The 19486-nt window shown below is 65.6% G+C and carries 18 protein-coding genes; 7 read left to right on the top strand and 11 right to left on the bottom strand.

Annotated elements, in window-relative coordinates; genetic code table 11:
* Positions 1–7 precede the first annotated feature (7 nt).
* The 5 genes from FDW81_RS10890 to FDW81_RS10870 all read left to right on the top strand — a co-directional run bounded on the left by FDW81_RS10890 (position 8) and on the right by FDW81_RS10870 (position 4443).
* Entirely contained in the window at positions 8–769 is a 762-nt protein-coding gene (locus tag FDW81_RS10890) for a CPBP family intramembrane glutamic endopeptidase (protein WP_138134211.1), read from the top strand.
* Positions 770–843: 74 nt separating this feature from the next.
* Positions 844–1284: a VOC family protein gene (locus tag FDW81_RS10885; protein WP_138134210.1), complete on the top strand. Its 441-nt coding sequence runs from the start codon at positions 844–846 to the stop codon at positions 1282–1284.
* 22 nt (positions 1285–1306) lie between these two features.
* Positions 1307–2260 (top strand): 1,4-dihydroxy-2-naphthoyl-CoA synthase, encoded by a 954-nt coding sequence (locus FDW81_RS10880; RefSeq protein WP_138134209.1) that lies wholly within the window; start codon positions 1307–1309, stop codon positions 2258–2260.
* A gap of 14 nt (positions 2261–2274) precedes the next feature.
* A complete protein-coding gene (locus FDW81_RS10875) occupies positions 2275–3495 on the top strand; it encodes an AMP-binding protein (protein ID WP_138134208.1) in 1221 nt (406 codons plus the stop codon).
* A 66-nt stretch (positions 3496–3561) separates the two neighbouring features.
* Positions 3562–4443 (top strand): 1,4-dihydroxy-2-naphthoate polyprenyltransferase, encoded by an 882-nt coding sequence (locus FDW81_RS10870; RefSeq protein ID WP_138134207.1) that lies wholly within the window; start codon positions 3562–3564, stop codon positions 4441–4443.
* A gap of 40 nt (positions 4444–4483) precedes the next feature.
* Here the strand turns inward: FDW81_RS10870 and FDW81_RS10865 are convergent, their stop codons facing one another.
* Positions 4484–4795: a DUF4229 domain-containing protein gene (locus tag FDW81_RS10865; RefSeq protein WP_138134206.1), complete on the bottom strand. Its 312-nt coding sequence runs from the start codon at positions 4793–4795 to the stop codon at positions 4484–4486.
* Positions 4796–4856: 61 nt separating this feature from the next.
* Here FDW81_RS10865 and FDW81_RS10860 point away from each other — a divergent pair, with 61 nt between their 5' ends.
* Complete coding sequence (locus tag FDW81_RS10860) at positions 4857–5249, top strand: PLD nuclease N-terminal domain-containing protein (protein WP_138134205.1); 393 nt, start codon at positions 4857–4859, stop codon at positions 5247–5249.
* A gap of 35 nt (positions 5250–5284) precedes the next feature.
* On the opposite strand, the gene FDW81_RS10855 is transcribed toward FDW81_RS10860, so the two are convergent.
* The 10 genes from FDW81_RS10855 to FDW81_RS10810 all read right to left on the bottom strand — a co-directional run bounded on the left by FDW81_RS10855 (position 5285) and on the right by FDW81_RS10810 (position 18701).
* Positions 5285–6772 carry a dynamin family protein gene (locus tag FDW81_RS10855; protein ID WP_138134204.1) on the bottom strand — a complete coding sequence of 496 codons (1488 nt, stop codon included), beginning with the start codon at positions 6770–6772 and terminating at the stop codon, positions 5285–5287.
* Positions 6769–8658: a dynamin family protein gene (locus FDW81_RS10850; RefSeq protein ID WP_138134203.1), complete on the bottom strand. Its 1890-nt coding sequence runs from the start codon at positions 8656–8658 to the stop codon at positions 6769–6771. Before FDW81_RS10850 ends, FDW81_RS10855 begins: the two co-directional genes overlap by 4 nt.
* A 51-nt stretch (positions 8659–8709) precedes the next feature.
* Positions 8710–9420 (bottom strand): IniB N-terminal domain-containing protein, encoded by a 711-nt coding sequence (locus tag FDW81_RS18215; RefSeq protein WP_205754613.1) that lies wholly within the window; start codon positions 9418–9420, stop codon positions 8710–8712.
* Between the two features lie 162 nt (positions 9421–9582).
* Positions 9583–11655, bottom strand: a complete 2073-nt coding sequence (locus tag FDW81_RS10840; protein ID WP_138134202.1) for a LuxR family transcriptional regulator — start codon at positions 11653–11655, stop codon at positions 9583–9585.
* A gap of 1 nt (position 11656) precedes the next feature.
* The gene (locus FDW81_RS10835) at positions 11657–13711 is read right to left on the bottom strand and encodes an Hsp70 family protein (RefSeq protein WP_138134201.1); all 2055 of its coding nucleotides are present in this window, start codon (positions 13709–13711) and stop codon (positions 11657–11659) included.
* Positions 13712–13856: 145 nt separating this feature from the next.
* Positions 13857–14936: a c-type cytochrome biogenesis protein CcsB gene (gene ccsB / locus FDW81_RS10830; protein ID WP_138134200.1), complete on the bottom strand. Its 1080-nt coding sequence runs from the start codon at positions 14934–14936 to the stop codon at positions 13857–13859.
* The gene (locus tag FDW81_RS10825; protein WP_138134199.1) at positions 14936–16642 is read right to left on the bottom strand and encodes a cytochrome c biogenesis protein ResB; all 1707 of its coding nucleotides are present in this window, start codon (positions 16640–16642) and stop codon (positions 14936–14938) included. Before FDW81_RS10825 ends, ccsB begins: the two co-directional genes overlap by 1 nt.
* Positions 16642–17397 (bottom strand): cytochrome c biogenesis CcdA family protein, encoded by a 756-nt coding sequence (locus FDW81_RS10820; RefSeq protein WP_138134198.1) that lies wholly within the window; start codon positions 17395–17397, stop codon positions 16642–16644. Before FDW81_RS10820 ends, FDW81_RS10825 begins: the two co-directional genes overlap by 1 nt.
* Before the next feature lie 9 nt (positions 17398–17406).
* The gene (locus tag FDW81_RS10815; RefSeq protein ID WP_171027179.1) at positions 17407–18018 is read right to left on the bottom strand and encodes a TlpA disulfide reductase family protein; all 612 of its coding nucleotides are present in this window, start codon (positions 18016–18018) and stop codon (positions 17407–17409) included.
* A 2-nt stretch (positions 18019–18020) separates the two neighbouring features.
* Positions 18021–18701: a histidine phosphatase family protein gene (locus FDW81_RS10810; protein WP_138134197.1), complete on the bottom strand. Its 681-nt coding sequence runs from the start codon at positions 18699–18701 to the stop codon at positions 18021–18023.
* A gap of 205 nt (positions 18702–18906) precedes the next feature.
* On the opposite strand from FDW81_RS10810, the gene FDW81_RS10805 reads away from it, so the two are divergent.
* Positions 18907–19455 carry a YceI family protein gene (locus tag FDW81_RS10805; RefSeq protein WP_138134196.1) on the top strand — a complete coding sequence of 183 codons (549 nt, stop codon included), beginning with the start codon at positions 18907–18909 and terminating at the stop codon, positions 19453–19455.
* Positions 19456–19486: the final 31 nt, after the last annotated feature.

Below are 19486 nucleotides of genomic sequence, written 5' to 3'. Positions count from 1 at the left end.
TGAAGATATGGCTACCGCCCACCGACTGCCCCCTGCCCCGCAGCCACAGCTGTACCGCTTCACTCCCCTGGATTTCGCCACCCTGCTGACGTATGTGGCCATCGCAGGGTTCTTTGCCGTCGCGGGGGAAGTCCTGGCACCGTTCCTCCGCCAGATCGCTCCTACCCCGGCTGCTGCCTCCTACGCCGTGAACCTCCTCTTCTATGCCTCAGTGGGCATACTGGCGCTGGTGGCCGCACGGAAGGTGGTGGGCCGTGACCTGAAGGTGCTGGCCACACGGCCCTGGTTCACCGTGCTGATGGTGCCCGCGGCTGTCATTGCCATGATGATCCTGACGGCCGTGGTGGTGGCGGCCAGCGGCGAAGCCCAGACCTCCGCCAACCAGGCGGGGCTGCAGGAGCTCATGCAGCAGGTGCCCGCCTGGCTCATGGTTCCGCTGCTGGTGGTGGTGGGACCGTTCGTGGAGGAGTACATCTTCCGCCACCTGCTGATCGGCAAAATGAGCCGGCGGGTGAACATCTGGATCTGCTGTGTCCTGTCAGTGGTCCTGTTCGCGGCCCTGCACATTGTGGGCCAGGAAGCGATCACGTTCGCCGCACTGCTCCCCTACCTGGCCATGGGCGCCACGCTGGTCTTCGTATACGTGTGGACCGGGAAGAACCTGATGTTCGCCTACTTCGTACACGCCGCGAAGAACCTGCTGGCCGTGGTGTTTATTTACGCCATTCCCCCGGAGGTCTTCGAACAGCTCCAGCAGGTCCAGCCTTAGAACAGCTACTGCATCTACTGCCCAGGCGTCTCAATGACCTACCGGAGAAGCGCCTGCCACCGTACCCTGCTCGGATGGGACTGAACATACAGATCGTGATTGACTGCAGGGAACCGCACCAGCTGGCTGACTGGTGGGCTGAGACCCTCGGGTGGGCAGTGGAGCCGCAGGATGAAAGCTTCATCCGGTCCATGATCGACCGGGGCTTCGCCACCGCGGACCAGACGATGACCCACAGCGGCAAGCTGGTGTGGCGCGACGGCTGCGCCATCCGCCCGCCCGAGGAGCTGGACACAAAAACCCCTGCCCGGCGCCTTCTTTTCCAGACCGCACCCGAAGCGAAGAGGGTCAAGAACCGGGTTCACTGGGACGTGAACCTGGCCGGCCGGGACAAAGATCACGTGCGCCGGGAACTGGAGGCCCGCGGCGCCACCTTCCTTTGGACGGCCAACCAGGGACCGCACTCCTGGCACACGATGGCGGACCCCGAGGGCAACGAGTTCTGCATCAGCTGACCCCGATTACTAGACTTGGACGGTGAGCAAACAGATTCCCGCCCTGGTGTCCGATGTCTTCGACCCCACCCGCTGGCGTGTTGTGGCCGGCTTTGAGGACTTCCAGGACATGACCTATCACCGGCAGGTGGAGCGGGATTCCGACGGCGGATGGGTGCGGGACCTGCCCACCGTCCGAATCGCTTTCAACCGCCCGGAGGTCCGTAACGCCTTCCGGCCGGGCACCGTTGATGAGCTGTACCGCGCCATGGACCACGCCCGGATGTCCCCGGACGTGGCCACTGTGCTGCTCACCGGCAACGGCCCCTCCCCCAAAGACGGCGGCCATTCCTTCTGCTCCGGCGGTGACCAGCGGATCCGCGGCAGGGACGGCTACAAATATGCCGATGGCGACACCCAGGAAACCATCGACCCCGCCCGGGCCGGCCGGCTGCACATCCTGGAAGTCCAGCGGCTGATGCGGACCATGCCCAAGGTGGTCATCGCCGTCGTCAACGGCTGGGCAGCCGGCGGCGGGCACTCCCTGCACGTGGTGGCGGACCTCACCATCGCCTCCCGCCAGCACGGGAAGTTCAAGCAGACGGACGCCACCGTGGGAAGCTTCGACGCCGGCTACGGCTCGGCCCTGCTGGCCCGGCAGATCGGGCAGAAGGCAGCACGCGAGATCTTCTTCCTGGCCCGCGAATATTCCGCAGAGGACATGGTCCGGATGGGCGCAGTGAACGAGGCTGTGAACCACGAACGCCTCGAGGAGGTTGCCCTGGAGTACGCCGCCGATATCGCCCGCCAGTCTCCGCAGGCCATTCGAATGCTGAAGTTCGCCTTCAACCTGGCCGACGACGGGCTGGCCGGGCAGCAGGTGTTCGCCGGTGAAGCCACCCGGCTGGCGTACATGACGGACGAGGCGGTGGAGGGCAAGGAAGCCTTCCTGCAAAAACGCGACCCCGACTGGTCCAGCTTCCCGCACTACTTCTAAGGCAGGAGCGGCACATGAACAGCACAACGCCCACCGGCGGTCCCCTCAACATTGAACCCGCACTCAAGGCCCTCGCGGCAGCCCTCCATGGCGAGGGACCCGCCGTCGAACTTTCCATCGGTGAGGACGGCGCCCTGGTGGTGGGACACCTGGAAACTCCGGGCTGCGACGACGCCGTGGCCGTGGTCCGCACCTCCGGCTCCACCGGCACCCCCAAGGCCACGGTGCTGACGGTGGAGTCGCTGGCAGCCTCTTCCATGGCCACCGCTTTGGCGCTCAAAGGTGAGGGGCAGTGGCTCCTGGCCCTGCCCGTCCAGTACGTCGCCGGGATCCAGGTCCTGGTGCGTTCGCTGTTCGCGGGCACCCGCCCCTGGGTGATGGACATGTCCGGCGGGTTCACTCCGGAGGCCTTCACCGCGGCGGCGCTCGAACTGACGGACAAGATCCGCTTCACGTCCCTGGTTCCCACCCAGCTGCAGCGCCTCCTGGACGAACCCTCCCCGGACACGCTGGCGGTGCTCCGCCGCTTTAACGCCGTTTTGCTGGGTGGCGCGCCCGCCCCGGCTTCCCTGTTGGCAGCAGCCCGCGAGGCCGGTGTCCGGGTGGTCACCACCTATGGTTCCGCCGAGTCCTCCGGCGGGTGCATCTACGACGGTTACCCGCTGGAAGGGGTCTCGGTCCGCGTTGCCGACGACGGCCGGATCCTGCTCGGCGGCGACACGATCGCCGCCGGCTACCTGGACGCGCCCGACCAGGACGGCGCCACGTTCTTTGAGGAGGACGGAGTGCGCTGGTACCGCACCAGCGATATCGGCAGCATCGACGACGACGGCCGGCTCACCGTGCTGGGCAGGGCGGACGATGTGATCATCACCGGCGGGCTGAAAGTATCCGCGGCGCACGTGCAGGAAGAACTGGAAAAATCCGATGCCGTCGCGGCAGCTTTCGTGGCAGGAGTCCCTTCAGCGGAATGGGGCCAGGCCCTGGCCGCATACGTGGCGTTGGCCCCGCACGCCTCCCTCGCGGCGTCCCTCCCGGCGCCCCTCGCTGGGGCCGGACGGGACGCGGAAGGCGGGGACCCCGCCGTCGTGCTTGAACGGGAATGGCGCCACACGCTGGGAATCCTTGCCCCCAAAACAGTCCTCGCGGCACCTGCCCTGTTGATGCTTCCCAACGGCAAACCCGACCGGCTGGCGATGACCGCCGAGCTCAATGCCCTGCACGGCGGAAAGTAAAGTAGACCTGCACCACCCGGCAGGGTCCCCCTGCCGACTTCCCCAACCACACGCGAGGTACTGACCGTGGCCACAGCCGCACAATGGATCCAAGGCGCCCGACTCCGGACGCTGCCCGCAGCGATTGCGCCGGTGCTGATCGGCTCCGCCGCCGCCTATGAGATGGATTCGTTCCTTCTGCCCAACGCCATCCTCGCGGCGCTGGTGGCACTCCTGCTGCAGGTGGGCGTGAACTTCGCGAACGACTATTCCGACGGCATCCGCGGCACGGACGACGACCGCGTGGGCCCGCTGCGGCTGGTGGGATCCGGCGCGGCAAGCCCCGAACACGTCAAGCGCGCTGCGTTTGGCGCCTTCGCCGCAGCCATGGCGTTCGGGCTGATCCTGGTGATCATCACCCAGAGTTGGTGGCTGATCCTGGTGGGACTGGGCTGCGTGATGGCTGCGTGGGGCTACACGGGGGGCAAGAACCCGTACGGGTACATGGGCCTGGGTGACGTTTTCGTGTTCGTGTTCTTCGGGCTGGTGGCCACCCTGGGCACCACCTATACCCAGGCCGGACAAATCAACCTGCCCGCCATCATTGGCGCCATCGGCACCGGACTCATCGCCACGGCCCTGCTCATGGCCAACAACGTCCGGGACATCCCCACGGACACGCAGGCGGGCAAGAAGACGCTTGCCGTCCGCCTGGGCGACAAGCATGCCCGGGAAAGCTATGTGCTGATGTTGGCGGTGGCCATCCTGCTGGTGGTAGTCCTGGCCCCCGGCCGGCCATGGATGCTGATTGTGCTCCTGCTGATTCCGGCCTGCCTTATGCCTGCCTGGCTGATGATCAACGGGCGCAAGCGCAAGAGCCTCATCCCGGTCCTGAAACAAACCGGGCTCATCAACCTCGGCTACAGCCTGCTGTTTTCACTGGGACTGGTGCTTAGCCACGGTTTCTAGTGGCGTTGCCGGACGTTCCGGGACTGGTTGCCGGAGCCGCTCAGGCCCTCTTGCGGTCCTTCACGTCGTTGCTGATGGTCACGTCCGGGTTGGCATCCAGCAGTGCGTCCTCCGCGTGCGCATCCTGGACCTCGCCGGCGGAGCGGAGCGGCTTCGCCTTGCCGGAGAAACGGTGGTGCAGGGCGGCCGCTGCTTCATCCCGCTGCTTCTGGAAGAACAGGTAGCTGACGGCGAACGCAATCAGGGCTGCACAGATCACGGACATCAGGGCGCCCAGGCCCAGGAAGGTGAATAGCACGAACAGGGGCGCAAACAGAGCCAGGCGGATCAGGGAATATTTCAAAAAGGCCACATTCAAGTTTAGCCGCTTCCCGCCCGGGGCCCCTGCGCCCGCTGACGATAGACTTAATGGCATGCTCCTCCGTGTGGCTTTGGCCGTGGCAGTCCTCGTCATCTTCGTGTATGGCCTCGTGGACGTGATCCGCACCGACGGGCGCCTTACGCGAGGGATTTCCAAACCCGCCTGGATCGTGGTCATGATCGTGCTGCCGGTTGTCGGCGCTATCTTGTGGCTCCTGATTGGCCGGCCACGGGGCACTCCCCCGCAGCGCCAGAACCACCGGGGTCCCACTGCCCCCGACGACGATCCCGAATTCCTCCGCAACCTTGAAATCCGGCGCCGCAAGGAAGCCGAGGCAGCACGGCTGAAAAAGCTCAAGGATGAACTTGATGCCAAAGCAAAGGACGACGACGGCGGCAAGGACAAGCATGAGACCGACGAACACGATACCGACGGCCTGAAATAGATTCCGGACTCATTGCGGCCGTGGCGGGACCGCGGCTACGCCGGTAGGCGCTGCCGGGCGAACGACTCTGCCACCAGGCCTTCGCAACTGCGGATGACAACCCGGCAGGCGTCCAGGGCTGCGCGGTCTGTCAGCGGGTTCTCGGCCAGGGCGCGCCACCGGAGCAGGCAGCGGCGTGCTTCGTCGGCAATTTCGTTGGAACTCGCATCCGTTTCCAGCCCCAACCGCATGTGGGCTGCAGCGCCCCGCCCTCCGATCAAGGCCTCGGCCTCGGCAGCCAGTTCAGGGCTGAGCGGCACGCCCCTGGTGCGGAGAGTAGCCAGCAACCGTAGTTCGCGGAACTCGTGGGCGTTGGCCTGCAGCCGTTCCAGAGACGCGGCCAGGTGCTCCGTCCCCGGACGTGGCGAAGTGCGCAGCAGGGATTCCACCCCCACCAGGGCGGTCCGTGCCTTCAGTGCTTCTGCACGTGCCTGGAACTGGCGGCCCAGCAGGTCCAGCAAGGGATCCAGGCCACTGCGCCTGGCGAGCTCGTGGGCCAGTGGGGTGGGTTCGCTGAATCCGTTGGGGATCAGGACTACAGCCAGCCGGATACCAAACAGCCCATACCTTGCGAGCAATGCGGCTTTGACTTCCGCCGTCAGCCCTTCCGGACCGGTGGAGCGGATGAACCTGTCGGCCGAAAGCAGCGCCTTCTCGCGGTCCCCGCGGGCCATACCGGCGAGCAGTTGAAGAGCCTCGAAGTCCTGCTGGCGCATCGTCCGGGCGCTCTGGGCCAGGAGCCCTGCCACCGGCACCACGCCCAAGGCGAGTCTCCGCAGGTTATGGTCACGCCGGTACCTGTCCGCGATCTCTCCGGCAGACAGCAGGGAATCGATGCGGCCTCCGCCTACCTCATCCGCCCGAGAGAGCACGGCGATTGCGTTAACCGTGCCTGAGCGTCCCGCTTCGGTGTCCCGGAAGGATTCGAGGAACCGGAGGTCGGCTGCGTGCATGTGGCGCATCAGGTAGATGACGGCGTCCGCTTCAGAGTGGGTATCCGCCGGAGCAAGGAAGGCGGTGGAGCGGGCGGAGACATCGTGGGACAGGGAAGCGATGCCGGGAGTATCGATCAGGGTCATGTTCCGCAGCGCCGGGGACGGCCACTCCACCTCCAACCGGTCCACGTCGGCCGCCGCCACATCGCCGAGCACGAACACCAGGCGTCCATCCACGCGTTTGACCGGCAAGGTCCGCGGGTTGCCGTTCTTGGGGTACAGGGTGATGCGGGGTGTGTGTCCGTGCCGGTACCAGGTGATGATCCGGGTGCACTCCCGTGTATCAGTGGGAGCGATCTCCTCGCCGATAATGGCGTTCAGCAGCGTGGATTTGCCGGCCTTCACCATGCCGGCGATGGCAATGCGCAGCGGCTCCGCGAGCCGCCGTGCCATTCCCTGGAGTTTGGCGGAAGTTGCCGGATCATCGGCATAGGTTTCCAATGCCTCCTGAACCAGCCCGGCTGCACCGGCAACTGTTGAAGCGGTCATGGTGGACCACCTGCCGAAGCCCTGATTCCCTCACGCGCCGCCTCCGCAGCAACTGCTTCGGCAGCCCGACGGAGTGCATCCACCTTCTTGAGCTCCGCCTTGATGTCCTTGATGCGGGCGGTTTTTTCCAGGGCGTAGGTATTGGCAGCTTTCTGCGCTGCGGACACCGAGTCGGCCAGGGAACGGTGATGTTCGTCCGCTATTTCCGTGAAGTGGTCGCGGATGGAGCGTTGCACCAGCCTCAGCCGGTCCTTCAGCTGCTTACCCACCTGGAACGAAACGTCGTCGAGCTGCCGCCGGACCAGGGCCTTCGCTTCCCCCTGCCGGCGTTTGAGCCGTGCTTCCTTGTCCTCCCGGTAGGCCCTGCGCCCCAGCAGGACGCCGGCACCCAGGGAAAGCGGGTTGATCAGTGCCATGCCGAAAATGCCTGTCAGAAGCCCGAACATCAGTACGCCCCCATAGGAACCACGCATACCGATCAGCACCTTTTGCACCGGGTTGATGTGTCCGGCGTCCACCCCTGGCATCGCGTCCACAGGATCCAACACGTCGGCAGTGTCGGAAAGGTGCATCGCCGGCAGCCTCACCTCATCCGCGGTGAAATGATCAGCAACCTGGGCAGCCAGCCACTGCGCCCGTTCACTGGTCAGGATGAAGGTGTCAGAGATGGCGGCGGCGGTGGATACCTCAAGCCACCTGGAAAAATCGGTCCAGGCAGCTCCCGGGTCCCCCTCGTCAATGGCGGCTTCGGCTTCACGCTGGATGCGCCGGAGGCCATTGCGGAGCTCGTATTCCATGTCGGCGATGAGGTCGCTGATACCGTCGTTGAGCGTGATCTGCCAGCGTGCAGACCGCTTGCGCAGGTCGTCGGCCTCCGCCCTTGCCAGTTCGAGCTGCGCAATTATCTGCGGCGTGCCTTCAGGGTTTTCGAGTGCTTCAAGCTCGGATTGGAGGGAAAGGCCAAGGTTTTCGCAGACAGTGAGAAGGTCCTGGCTGACAGAACGGCCCTGGAGTCGCTGCGCCCCGCCCACAATCCGGGTACGAAGGTGGGTAATCAAGGCAGGAAAGCCCGATTCCTCGTTCAGCTCGCCGTCCTGCAGCCGGGCAGCTTCAAGGCGCAGGTCCGAGGAGACGGCATAAAGTGGGATATCGGACCCGAACTCGTTGAGGTGGGCACGGTCAATCTCCTCTACCCGACGCCAGTCGGGGTAGAGGTCGGTCTTGGTCAGGACAGCTACGACGTTCGGGGTGATCCGCATGGCCTGGCGGAGGAAACGAAGCTCCGGTTCGGTGTATTCCTGCGACGCGTCCGACAGCAGGAGCATTGCGTCCGCGGTGGGCAGTGCCGCGAGGGTGGCCAGTGTGTGTGCAGACCCCAAGCCACCCACCCCGGGTGAGTCGATGACGGTGAGCCCGCCGGCCAGGACCTTCCGGGGAAGGCTGATCTCCGCTGCGAGGAGCTTCTTGCTGTTCCCGGGATTTCCCTGCTCGGAAACATAGGCCGGAAGGTCGGCGATGGGGACCGGCTGGCGGTCAACCCTGGTCTCATTGCCGCCGTCTACATCGGCCGTGGGAACCAGAATCAGAGCCGAGGCCGGGTCCCCGTACCGGACCACGGTGGGCACGGAAGTGGCAATGTCGTCGTCAACCGGGCATACCGGTGCACCCACCAGGGCATTGATGAACTTGCTCTTGCCTTGCTTGAACTCACCCGCCACGATGACCCGGATACTCGGATCCTTAAGCCTTCCCAACGTGAGGTCCAGGCGTTTTCGGAGATCCTCCCGGTCTCTGGTACGGACGAGCTGGAGGCCGTGCTCCACGAGCTGGATCAGCTGCCCGGCCGTTGCCGGTGATGCCGGCGTCGCCGGTCCTGCTTCTGCCACAGCCTGCCCTCCGCACTGAGCCTCAAATTCTTACCACGACAGGTCCGGCGGCTAGGCACCAAACTCCAGGTAGTCTGCCGCCTCCCCGCCAGCGTCGTCGGCGTCATCTTCTGCGTCAATGGTGCCCGATTCGTCTCCGGTCAAGCCGAACTCAACGTCATCGGCGCCCAGGATGGTCTCCTCGATGGTATCCGTGGCCACCAGGTGGCTGAGGGCATCCTCGGAGGAATTGCCTGGGGAGGACCCAGGGACCGTTTCCTCCACCCCGGCTTCGGTGCCGGCGTCAAGGTCAAAGAGGTGGTCGATGCGGATGTCAGCGAAGCTCATCTCCGGGGTGGCACCTGCGGCAGGGCCTGCGAAAACGGCATCGTTGTCGAACCACTGCTCAACATCGCCCTCTGCCCAGATGTTATGGGCCGGTGGTTGGTCCAGCACGGCGGCGCGGTCATCGGCAGTGGAGGGGTAGGAGTAGTTGGCCACTACCTGGGCAAGTTGTTCCACCGCGTGTCCATGGTCGTCATGAGGGCCGCCGCCTCCGCTACTGCCACCGGTGTTTAAGACTTTGTCGAAGGTGGAGGCATTGACGTTGACGGGGGCGTAGTCCAGGACCACAGGCATGGCCGCGTCAACGTCCGCGGAGCTCAGACCGCCCAGTCCGTGGTCCCGCAGCACGCCTTCGGGATTGTCCAGGAACTCCTGCGCAGCCTGGCGGTCTCCGAAGATGTTCATCAGGAACTGGACGACGTCCTTTGCGACTGTCATGTGCTGGCCCTCAAATCTTCTCTTGTGCAGTTCCCCGGTCCTGATGCTGACTTGCACCAAAGGTAGTGTTCCTGCCGGGGCTCCGGCATCGGGCGGGTCCCCCGTACCGGCAGCGCCCCTTGTGGGGAACCATCATGGGCTCTGTTAGGGGTGTTAGGGGGACTAGTCATGGGACTGGTCTTCCGGGCCCAGGGCAAGGCGCAGCTTGGCCATCAGGTCAGACCGGTTCTCCGCGCCGAGCCGGCGGCGCATCCGGGCAATGTGGTGCTCAGCGGTGCGGGGGGAGATATAAATGGCTTCGCCGATTTCCCGGTATGTTTTGCCGTCCAGCACCAGCCTGGCCACTTCCTTCTCCCGCTCGCTCAGGCCTGCGCCGTCCGGGTGGATGCCGTTACCCGTTTCAGCGGGGGGAGCACTGTGGGATTCAGGCGACGGGGGCGTTCCCGAGCCGCCCGGGCTCGCCTGCGGATGGAGGTCGCGGGCGCAGGACAGCAGGCGCACCATGTCCTTGCGTTCGTGTGCGCGGGCTGCGGCGTGCCCGGCAAGCCTGGCCCCTTCCCAGGGCATTCCCACCCCGCCCAGGCCCCTTGCCGCCGCCTCGACATCATCGGGATGGAACCTCTCCGCCAGAACAGTGACCCAGGCTTTGCCGGCTGAGGCCAGTACGGCTGCGAGATGGCTTTGCCCTGCGGCCCGTGCCAGTGCCGCTGCATGGGGTGCCAGTTCGGCGGGGCTTTCGTTCAACAGGGCCGCCTGGACTGCGGACCAATGGAACGGCACGGCCCACAAGGGCGGGTTTCCCAAGCGCTCCAGCAGGTCCCATGCCTCCTGAAGGTAGGGAGCCACCCTGCGGTTCTCCCGAAGGCGGGCGGCCGCGATCATGAGTTCGCCCCATGGCAGGAGGCTGTAGAGGTCAACTGCCGTGTGCAGCATCGCTTCACGAGCCCGCTCCCATGCCTTGATGAGTTCAGGAAAGTCACCGTTACGCCGGGCGAGGCCCACTTCCAGGGCAGAACACAGGAACTCGTCACGCGGCACCAGGGGCCAGTGGTTTGCCTTTGATGCCTCATTGATGGCGAGCCGGGCGTCCTCGAGCCTGTCCTGCATCATCGCCGACCACGCTTGCAGGAGGAACAGTCGTGGCTGCGCGGTGTCGCCGCCCTGGCCAGCGGCTGCGGCAGACCTGCAGATGGTTTCCGCCAGGTTTGGCTCGCCGCTGTGCAGGGCCATCAGTGCCGCCAGCGTAGCGGGCATCTCCGGCAGCGGAAGTGCAGCCCTGGCCGCGTTGAACATATCTGAAGCGTGGATGAGCATCTGCAGGCCCTGGTGCGGGTTTCCGTCAAGCGACTGGAAGATGCCCTTGCCGATCTGGGCAAGGGTGGCCGCGAGCAGTGTGGGCGATGCGGGCGGTGCGTCCGCGCGGAAGATGCCTTCGGCGCCGGACCGGTCTCCGCAGCCAATCATGGCTACGGCAGCAAGAGGTGCGGACGCACCCACACGGGAGGATCCGAGCCAGCTGTAGACCTCGGCCCCACGTGCCAGCATGCCCCGCTGGGCCCAGACCGCGGCGGCAACATCCACGGAACGGCGGACGTCCGGTGGGTCCTTCTGCACCAGCAGGGTGTCGACGATCCGGGTGGCAGTGTCAAGGTCACCGCTGGCGGCGGCGGCCTGCGCACGTCGCGCCGCCGTGGCTTTGTCGTCACTGCCTGCCAGCAGTGCCTCATCGTAGAGCTGGTAGGCCAAGCCGGGATCGCGTTCGAGCGCGTTGTCGCCGGCCTGCTCGAGTTCAGCTGCCACGCGCGGATCTGCGAGGCCGGCACGGGCCAGGTCCCGGGCGAGATCACCCAGCGGCTGACCGTTCGCGGCGTATACGTTTACCAACTCCCGCTGGAGCGCGTGCACCTTGGTGGTGGGGGCGACAGCGAGCAGCGCGTGCTGCGCCGGGCCCACGACAGTACCGTCAGGAGTCAAAAGGCCCGAGGACTCTGCCCGTTGTATCAGCGCATCCAGGCTTTCCACCCCGTTGGCGTCGAGCTTGCGCTGCAGGTCGGAAGGCAGCGGTCCTGGCAGGGAAAAACCCACTGACAACGCCAGCAGCAGTTCGCGGACTGCTGCATTCTCGCCTTTAAGCTGGCTGGCCATGAATTCCGCACCCTGGCGTGCCTGACCGTGGTGGTTCGGCTCCGGATGAGGGAATACCGGCTTTTGCGCGTGCGGCTGGTAGCTCGCCATCTCAGGCCGCCGGACTTGTTGTCGTGGCCGGGGCCGTAACGGTCGCGGAGTTCGAGGACTCCAAGGGTGTAACAGAGTTGTCGGCCCCGAGTGACGAAGACGTCGGCGAATCCGAGCGGCCGGCCATCGACGACGACGGCTCTCCGGATTCCGGCGGCGCAGTTGCCGTTCCTGTTTCTGTAGATGTAGGTGTCTGCGTGCCATGTGCACGGCTTGGCGTGCCGGAAGGCGTGTCTGTAGCTGTGGGGCTCGCAGAGTTTGACGAAGTTTCGCCGGCGGGCGTGGTGTCTGTCGGAGTGGGTGACGTGTCTGTAGGAGTGGGTGCAAGAGTGCCCGTGGTGCCTTCTGTCCCTGGGACAGGTTCCGCGGCAGGGCTGCTGCTGGTGGCCGGGCCGGCGGCTGCAGCTGCGGCGGAGGGCTCGTCCGAGGCGCTCCCCTCGATGGCCCGGATGGAGGATACCCGGCTGGTGGGATCGGGGGCCGCCTGGGAGCCCGTCCCTTGAGCAGAAGCTGCCCGCTCCACCCCCGGCTCGACTGCTGTGGCCGGGAATTCGACCTCCCCCGCGGCCGCAGCCGCCGCAGCAGCGTCCGATCCGGTGCCGCCCCCGGCGCCGGTGGGCGGGAGGGCTCCCAGGTCATTGGAAGCCCCGGCCGGCGGGACGAATACGGAGGTCAGGCTGTTGAACCCTTCGGGGCTCTGGGCTGCGGTGGCGGTGAGGGCGGTCAACAGGACTGCGGTGGCCGTGACGGCAGTAAGCCGCACCCTCGGTTTCGGTGCATGTGCCCCGTTCCTTCCCCCGCGGCTTGGCCCGCGGGCCGCGGGCGCAACGGAACGTGTCGCCGCGGTGCCGTTGCGGGACCAGCTCGGCAGCAGGGGCGGCAGGTGTCCTGCTGACTCGTCGGAAGGATGAGGTACGACGGCGGCGGCTCCGTTCTCCGCCGTGTTCCCGCCGGCCGCGGTGGTCGCGTCCGCGGCGGTTTTCTGTCCCAGTACCGCGGACACGGCCGCCCCCAGGCAGATCGATGACTTCGGGTCGGCATCGACGGCTATGGGCCGCTCAAGCTGCTCTGAGATCAGCTGTGCAACGAGAGGAATTCTTGAGGATCCACCAATGAGGAGAACGGCTGTGAGGTCCGCCGGCTCCAGCTCAAGCTGCTTCAGCGACTGTTCCAGGGCGTCCACGGTGTCCCGGACCGATTCCTCGATGAGGGATTCGAATTCGGGCCGGACCAGGCGGACCTGTTGCTGGATTCCGGGCAGCAGCACGGAGATGTTTGCTTCGCTGTCGACGGAGAGCGCTTCCTTGGCTTCCACGCACTCCCGGCGCAGCCGCGCAAGGGCGGCAAGAACTCCAGGTTCGGCGGGTTCCAACCCGGCCAGGGCGCCCCCGGTGTGCTCAGCCACGTAGCGGAAAAGTGCCGCGTCAAAGTCGGCGCCACCCATGTATTCAAAGCCTTCCGGCGGCCCCAGCAGTTCGAACCGGTTACCGGCAACTTTGCGCAGGACCGCGGTATCGAAGGTTCCGCCGCCGAGGTCGTAGACGGCGATGATGCTGCCGTCCTCCACCCGCACCTGCGACGCATAATGCAGGGCGGCGGCCTCCGGCTCGGTCAGCAGGGTAACGTTTTCGAGCCCCTTGGCGGCGAGAGCGCTTTGTACCAGGGAGGTCCTGTGGATGCCCCAGGCGGCGGGGTGGGTGAGGATGATTTCCGACGGCGGCGCACCCTCCCGCTCTTCGGCGCGGTCGGCCACCCAGCGGGCCATGGTGGCGAAGACGTCTTCGGAGGGGAGGGACAGCGTCCCCGCCGAGATTGGCACCGCATCGCCTACGCGGCGCTTGAACTCCCGGACGACGCGTGCCGGCGAATCGAGTCCGCGCCGTTCAGCAGCTTCCCCTACCAGCAGGGGGCCATCCTCCGGGTAAAAGAGCACGGAGGGCACCGAGGTTCCGCGAAGTCCCAACGGCAGGCACTCCGGGGAGAGAGAAGCTCCATGGCGCGCAACAGCGGCAGCTGTGAAGCTGGTCCCGACGTCAATAGCCAGAACGTAGCTCATGGGTACCTCAGGAATGTTGTCTCGCCTGCAAGCTTCATCACTGGCGAACGTCACCAAGGTAGCACCACCAAGGGAACGGGAACACCCCCATTGCTACATCGAATTGCTATTCAGCGGGTGCAGCTCCGGTTTTTGTGTGAATCTGCTACAGGCCTGAGTACGAGTGCAGCCCGTTGAAGAACTGGTTCACGATGGTGAAGTTGAAGATCACGCAAAGGTAGCCCACGATCGAGAGCCAGGCAGCCCGGGTGCCCGTCCAGCCGCGGGTCGCACGCGCGTGGAGGTAGCCCGCGTAAACCACCCAGATAACGAAGGTCCAGACCTCTTTGGTGTCCCAGCCCCAGAACCGGCCCCAGGCTTTCTCCGCCCAGATAGCCCCGAACATCAGGGTGAAGGTCCAGCCGATGAAGGCGATGGTGTTGATGCGGTAGGACAGGTTTTCCAGGCTCAGCGCGGACGGCACCAGGCGCATGAAGCCGAGCTTGTCTGTCCCGCCGGCAGCTACCGTTTTTTCCCGGTGGGACTGGACCAGCTGCAGCGCGGACATCGCGAAGGTCAGGGTGAAGAGCGCGGAAGACAACACTGCGATGGAGACGTGGATGATCAGCCAGTAGCTCTGCAGGGCGGGAACCAGGTGTCCCACCGGGGTCCAGTAGGCCACGGAGGCGGCCACCAGCATGATGATGGCCAGGCCCACCACGAACGTGCCCAGGAAGCGGAGGTCGCGGCGGACCAGCACCAGCAGGAACACGGCAACAGCCACGAAGGCGCCGGTGGTGAGGAACTCGTACATGTTGCCCCACGGCACGCGTCCGGCACCCAGTGCACGCGTCACCACGCCGGCGCCGTGGATCAGCGCGCCAAGAATGGTCAGGGCCACGGCAACCCGGGCAGGAGCGCGCCGCTCGGCTGCATAGCGCATGTCGGCGTCGGCGGTGACCGCTCCCCCGGCCCCTGCACCCCTGCCAGCGGACGACGACGGCCGTTCAGCCCGGTCCGCCGGCCCGGCAAGGTCGGACTCACCGCGGCTCCCCGCGGCGGCACCTACCGACACGCGCGCCGCCTCTTCAGCCTGCGCCGCCTTGAGGTCAACCGCGCGCAGCGCCTTGCTGCTCTTGGCCAGGTCCCAGGCGAAGGCGATGAAGGCAACGGTGTAGGTGCCTGCCGCCAGCAGCATGAAGAGCTCGCTGTACTGGCCCATGGTTTCGTTGATTCCGTAAGGCATTACTGGTCCTTTTCGGGCCCGCTGGGGCCTGCTGGGGTGGTGGGGGAAGAAGCATCTGCAGGCTCGTCCTGGGAAAGTTGCCATTCGGAGGCCAGCAGCTTCCGCAGGGCGGCGGCTTCGCCGGCGAGCCGGTGGTCTTCGCCGCGGGCCAGAAGTCCGTACTCCACCATGGTCCGCCCGTCCTCGTGCGTGCCGGTGCGCACCCACACGCGCCGGCGGTTCACGTAAAGGGAAAGGATCAGCCCGGCCACGGCGAGCAGCGCGAAAATCAGGGCGTAGAGCTGGCCCGGATTGTGGTGGATGTCCACCCCGATGTAGCGCTTGACGCCGTCGAAGCTGATGGTGCCCTTGCCGTCGGGCAGGGTGTACGAGGAGCCGGGCGCCAGGGTGATGCCGCCGGCCTCGAGGTTCCGTGCGTTCAACGGCGTGAGGTCCTGGACGTCCAGTTCGAACACGTTCTGGGGGGATCCCTCGTCCAGGCCAAGATCGCCGTAGTAGGAGTTGAGCGTCAGCTGCGGGTTGAAGAGTTCGGGGTCGCCGCTGAAGGAAACCCCTTCATCCGTGACGAAGGCGGTGGGCAGGAAGAAGCCGGCGAAACCGAGCTGGTCAGGCTTGGCGTCGGGGACCTTGATCACCACTGAGGAGTAGTAATTGTCCCCCTGCAGCTTGGCCACCACCGGGCCCTGCATGGCTACGTTGCCCGCACCGTCCCGGATGGTCACTACCGGGGCGTATCCGTTGCCGGTGAGGTAGATGCTGGTACCGCCCAGGGTGATGGGATCGTTGACCTTCAGCGTCTCCTGGCGTGCCGGCGCGTCCGGGTTTTCCTTGGTGGTCACGGCGGCCGAAAAATCGATGGGCTGGCCGAACTTGCCTTCGGACTCACGGTCGAAGGTGATGTCGAACTTGTCCAGCTGGACGGAGTAGGGCTGCAGGTGGCTGGACTGGAAGTTGGTGCCGGGATTGAACTGGTCGTAGCCCACCAGGGTGTTCACGAAGGTGTCCCCTTCGACCAGGATGCGCTGTCCGCTGTAACCGAAGAGGCCGCCGACGGCTACCGAGACGAGCACGCCGATGAGCGACGTGTGGAAGACGAGGTTTCCAACTTCCTTCAGGAAGCCGCGCTCGGCTCCCAAAGATGGCCTCGCGCCGCCGTCGTCCCTCACCTCCACCCGGTAGCCGCGTTTCTTCAGCAGGCGGGCGGCACCATGGATGGCGTCCGACGCCGGGATGCCGGCACGGGCGGGAATCACCAGTGTGCCGTACTCGGGAAGGCGTGAGAGGCGCTGGGGAGTGCGCGGCGGCTGGGAGTGCATCGCCTTGTAGTGGGCAATGGCCCGGGGCACCACGCACCCGATCAGGGAAATGAACAGCAGCAGGTAAATGGCGGAGAACCAGGCCGAGGAGTAGACATCGTACAGCTGGAGGGAATCCAGCAGCCTGCCGTAGTCCGGGTTGTCCTTAATGTACTGGGTGACGACCGCGGGGTTGGCCGGGCGCTGCGGGAACAGGGAGCCCGGAACAGCGGCGACGGCCAGGAGGAGCAGCAGGAAGAGAGCCGTGCGCATGCTGGTCAGCTGGGTCCACGCCCAGCGCAGCATTTCCTTCGGTCCCAGGGCGGGCAGCGCAGCGTCAACCTTCGCCTCCAACACTTTGGTGCCGGCGTCCGGTGCAGACTTCTTCTTTACGTTCACGCGCTCGCTCATCAGATCGGCAACTTCACATCGGTTTGGAACCAGTACTGCAATTCCGTCACCCAGGTCCCCCACAGTCCGCTGGCCATCAGCAGGCCGAGCACCACCAGGATCCCGCCGCCGATGCGCTGGATCGCCAGGCGATGCTTGCGGAAGAACGCCATCACGCCCATTCCCCGCCGGAGCGCCAGGGCGATCAGCAGGAACGGAATCCCCAGGCCCAGGCTGTAGACAAAGGCCAGGAAAGCACCTTTGGCGGCGGATGACCCGCCGGAAAGGCTCAGCAGCTGGACCGCCGAGTACGTGGGTCCGATGCACGGCGCCCACCCCAGACCGAACGTCAGGCCCAGCAGCGGCGCGCCCCAGAGCCCGGCCGGCGGCTTGGCGTGGATCTTGGCGTCCCGCTGCAGCCAGCCGAATCCGCCCATGAACACGATGCCCATGACGATCACCAGGACGCCCAACAGCTGGGTGATCCAAGCGTTCTGTGATCCGGTAATGAGCGTGCCCAGCTGGCCGAATGCCCCGCCCAGGAGGACGAAGATTACGGAGAAGCCCAGCACGAACAGTCCGATCCCCAGCAGCATTCGGCCGCGTTTCTGCTTCTGCAGGTCCACTCCGCTGAGCCCGGTGACGTAGCCCAGGTAGCCGGGAACCAGGGGCAGCACGCAGGGGGACAGGAAGGAGACCAGTCCGGCGAGCAGTGCCACCGGAATGGCAAGCAGGAGTGAGCCGTTGAGGATGGCTTCGGCAAAGGGGCTGTTCACGGGTCCGCGCTACTCTGCCACGGCCGCGGCGATAAGGGCCTTCAGGGTGCCCTTCTGGACTTCGCCCAGGACCCGCGACGCCACGCGTCCCTGCTTGTCCAGGACCAGGGTGGTGGGAACCGCGCCTGGCGGCACCAGCCCGGAGACGGACAGGAGGACACTGCCGTCCTTGTCGTCAAAGCTGGGGTACGTGAGGTTAAAGGTCTTTTCGAAGGCCTCGGCGGTAGCCTTCTCGTCCCGGAGATTGACGCCGAGGAACTGCACGCCCTGGTCCTTGAACTCCTGGTGGAGCTCCTCGAGGATGGGAGCTTCCACCCGGCAGGGGGCGCAGGCAGCGAACCAAAAGTTCAGCACCGTCACTTTGCCCTGGAAGTCGGCTGGCGCAACCGTGGTGCCGTTGAACAGCGTGCCCTCGACCTGGACGGCGGACTTGCGGTCCCCGGCCGCAAACTCCGTCACGGACCCGTCTCCGGCCACATAGTTCTTGTTGTCCCCTGCCTTGGCCTGCTGCGCCAGGGCGTCCTCCTGGGCGCACCCGGAGAGGCCCACGGTCAGCGCTGCGAGGGCGAGCCCGCCGGCGGCAAGCACGCTTCGGCGGGAAGTGTTGTTACTGTGGGTCACAACTAGGCTCCAGGGGTGCTGGCCGCACCCGGAAGAAGGGAGGCCGCCGGCTCGCTGTACTGCACGCGCAGGAGCGCGCCGTCGTCGTCGAACACCAGCGACGTGATGGAGGTCAGGGTGCATTCGCGTTTCCGCGGATCGTGCCAGAGCGGCTTTCCTTCAGCGCTCAGGCGTGTGGCCCAGATAGGCAGCTGGTGGCTCACCATGATCGCCTCTGGCCCGTCCGCCCCAAAGTCTCCGGCTGCCAGCTCTATGGCGCGCAAACGCGCTTCCTGGGCTGCGGCCATGACCCGGGCCGCCTGCTTCTTGTAGGGCTCTCCCCAGGAGGGCCGCAGCGGATTAACCAGCCGCGGCCAGTGCTTGGGGCGGCGGAGTTCCGCCTTTGTGACTTTCATCCCCTCGAAGTAGTTCTCCGCCTCGATGATCCGAACGTCAGTGTGGATCTGCAGGCGCAGCGCATCCGCCGTCGGCCGGGCCGTTTCCTGCGCCCGGTCCAACGGTGATGCGGCCAGGAAGGTGATCCGGGCGCCGGCTGCAGCGCGGCGGCTGAAGTGCTCGGCGAGCGTCCGGGCCATCTCCTGCCCCAGTTCGGAGAGGTGGAATTCAGGCAGCCTTCCGTACAGAACGCCGTCAGGATTGTGGACCTCGCCGTGGCGGAGCAGATGGACAGTGGCTTGGGGCATGTTTACCAGTTTCTCAAAGATGGCGTGCGATCCGAAATCTTCTACACCAAGTAGAACTGAAGTTTTTGAAGAAATGTTCCGGGAGCGGGAACAAAAGATGCAAATGCATGTTTATAGTAGATGTAGCAGTTAGTTGAGGCTTCAATAGATGAAGTTTCAACACCACGAGCGTACCGCAGCGTCATCCATCCAAAGGAGCAACATCATGGCACTTCCCGCAGACGTCACCACCGGCACCTGGGTCCTGGACAACTCCCACAGCGAGATCGGTTTCACCGTCCGCCACGCCGGCATCAGCAAGGTCCGCGGCCAGTTCAAGGAAGCAGCGGCAACCCTGGAACTCGCCGGGGATGTGGCCGATTCCAGGATCAACGCCACCATCCAGACCGCCAGCTTCGACTCCGGCGACGCCAACCGCGACGGGCACGTCAAGGGTGAAGACTTCTTCGACGTGGAGAAGTTCCCCGAGATGTCCTTCGTCTCCAATGGCCTGGTGGCCAAGGGCAACAGCTACGAACTGACGGGCGACCTGACCATCAAGGGCGTCACCCGCCCCGTCACCCTGGAAACCGAGTTCAACGGCGTGGCCGTGGACCCGTTCGGCAATACCCGCGTTGGCGTCTCCGCCGAGACCACCATCAGCCGCAAGGACTTCGGCCTCACCTGGAACGCCGTCCTCGAGACCGGCGGCGTCCTGGTCAGCGACAAGGTTGCCATCAACCTGGAACTGGCCTTCATCGCTCCTGCAGCGTAGGCAGTTACTCCTTATAAAACGCGGCCGCCCC

The sequence above is a fragment of the Pseudarthrobacter sp. NamB4 genome (genome assembly GCF_005796185.1).
Lineage (GTDB): Bacteria > Actinomycetota > Actinomycetes > Actinomycetales > Micrococcaceae > Arthrobacter.
Note: the sequence above shows the minus strand (reverse complement) of the source record. Positions and strands in the feature narration are given on the sequence as shown.

Bases quoted from the DNA above. Each gene is read 5' to 3' on its own strand.
- FDW81_RS10890 (WP_138134211.1), top strand. From the start codon at position 8: ATGGCTACCGCCCACCGACTGCCCCCTGCCCCGCAGCCACAGCTGTAC.
- FDW81_RS10885 (WP_138134210.1), top strand. From the start codon at position 844: ATGGGACTGAACATACAGATCGTGATTGACTGCAGGGAACCGCACCAG.
- FDW81_RS10875 (WP_138134208.1), top strand. From the start codon at position 2,275: ATGAACAGCACAACGCCCACCGGCGGTCCCCTCAACATTGAACCCGCA.
- FDW81_RS10860 (WP_138134205.1), top strand. From the start codon at position 4,857: ATGCTCCTCCGTGTGGCTTTGGCCGTGGCAGTCCTCGTCATCTTCGTG.
- FDW81_RS10855 (WP_138134204.1), bottom strand. From the start codon at position 6,772: ATGACCGCTTCAACAGTTGCCGGTGCAGCCGGGCTGGTTCAGGAGGCA.
- FDW81_RS18215 (WP_205754613.1), bottom strand. From the start codon at position 9,420: ATGACAGTCGCAAAGGACGTCGTCCAGTTCCTGATGAACATCTTCGGA.
- FDW81_RS10840 (WP_138134202.1), bottom strand. From the start codon at position 11,655: ATGGCGAGCTACCAGCCGCACGCGCAAAAGCCGGTATTCCCTCATCCG.
- FDW81_RS10835 (WP_138134201.1), bottom strand. From the start codon at position 13,711: ATGAGCTACGTTCTGGCTATTGACGTCGGGACCAGCTTCACAGCTGCC.
- ccsB (WP_138134200.1), bottom strand. From the start codon at position 14,936: ATGCCTTACGGAATCAACGAAACCATGGGCCAGTACAGCGAGCTCTTC.
- FDW81_RS10825 (WP_138134199.1), bottom strand. From the start codon at position 16,642: ATGAGCGAGCGCGTGAACGTAAAGAAGAAGTCTGCACCGGACGCCGGC.
- FDW81_RS10810 (WP_138134197.1), bottom strand. From the start codon at position 18,701: ATGCCCCAAGCCACTGTCCATCTGCTCCGCCACGGCGAGGTCCACAAT.
- FDW81_RS10805 (WP_138134196.1), top strand. From the start codon at position 18,907: ATGGCACTTCCCGCAGACGTCACCACCGGCACCTGGGTCCTGGACAAC.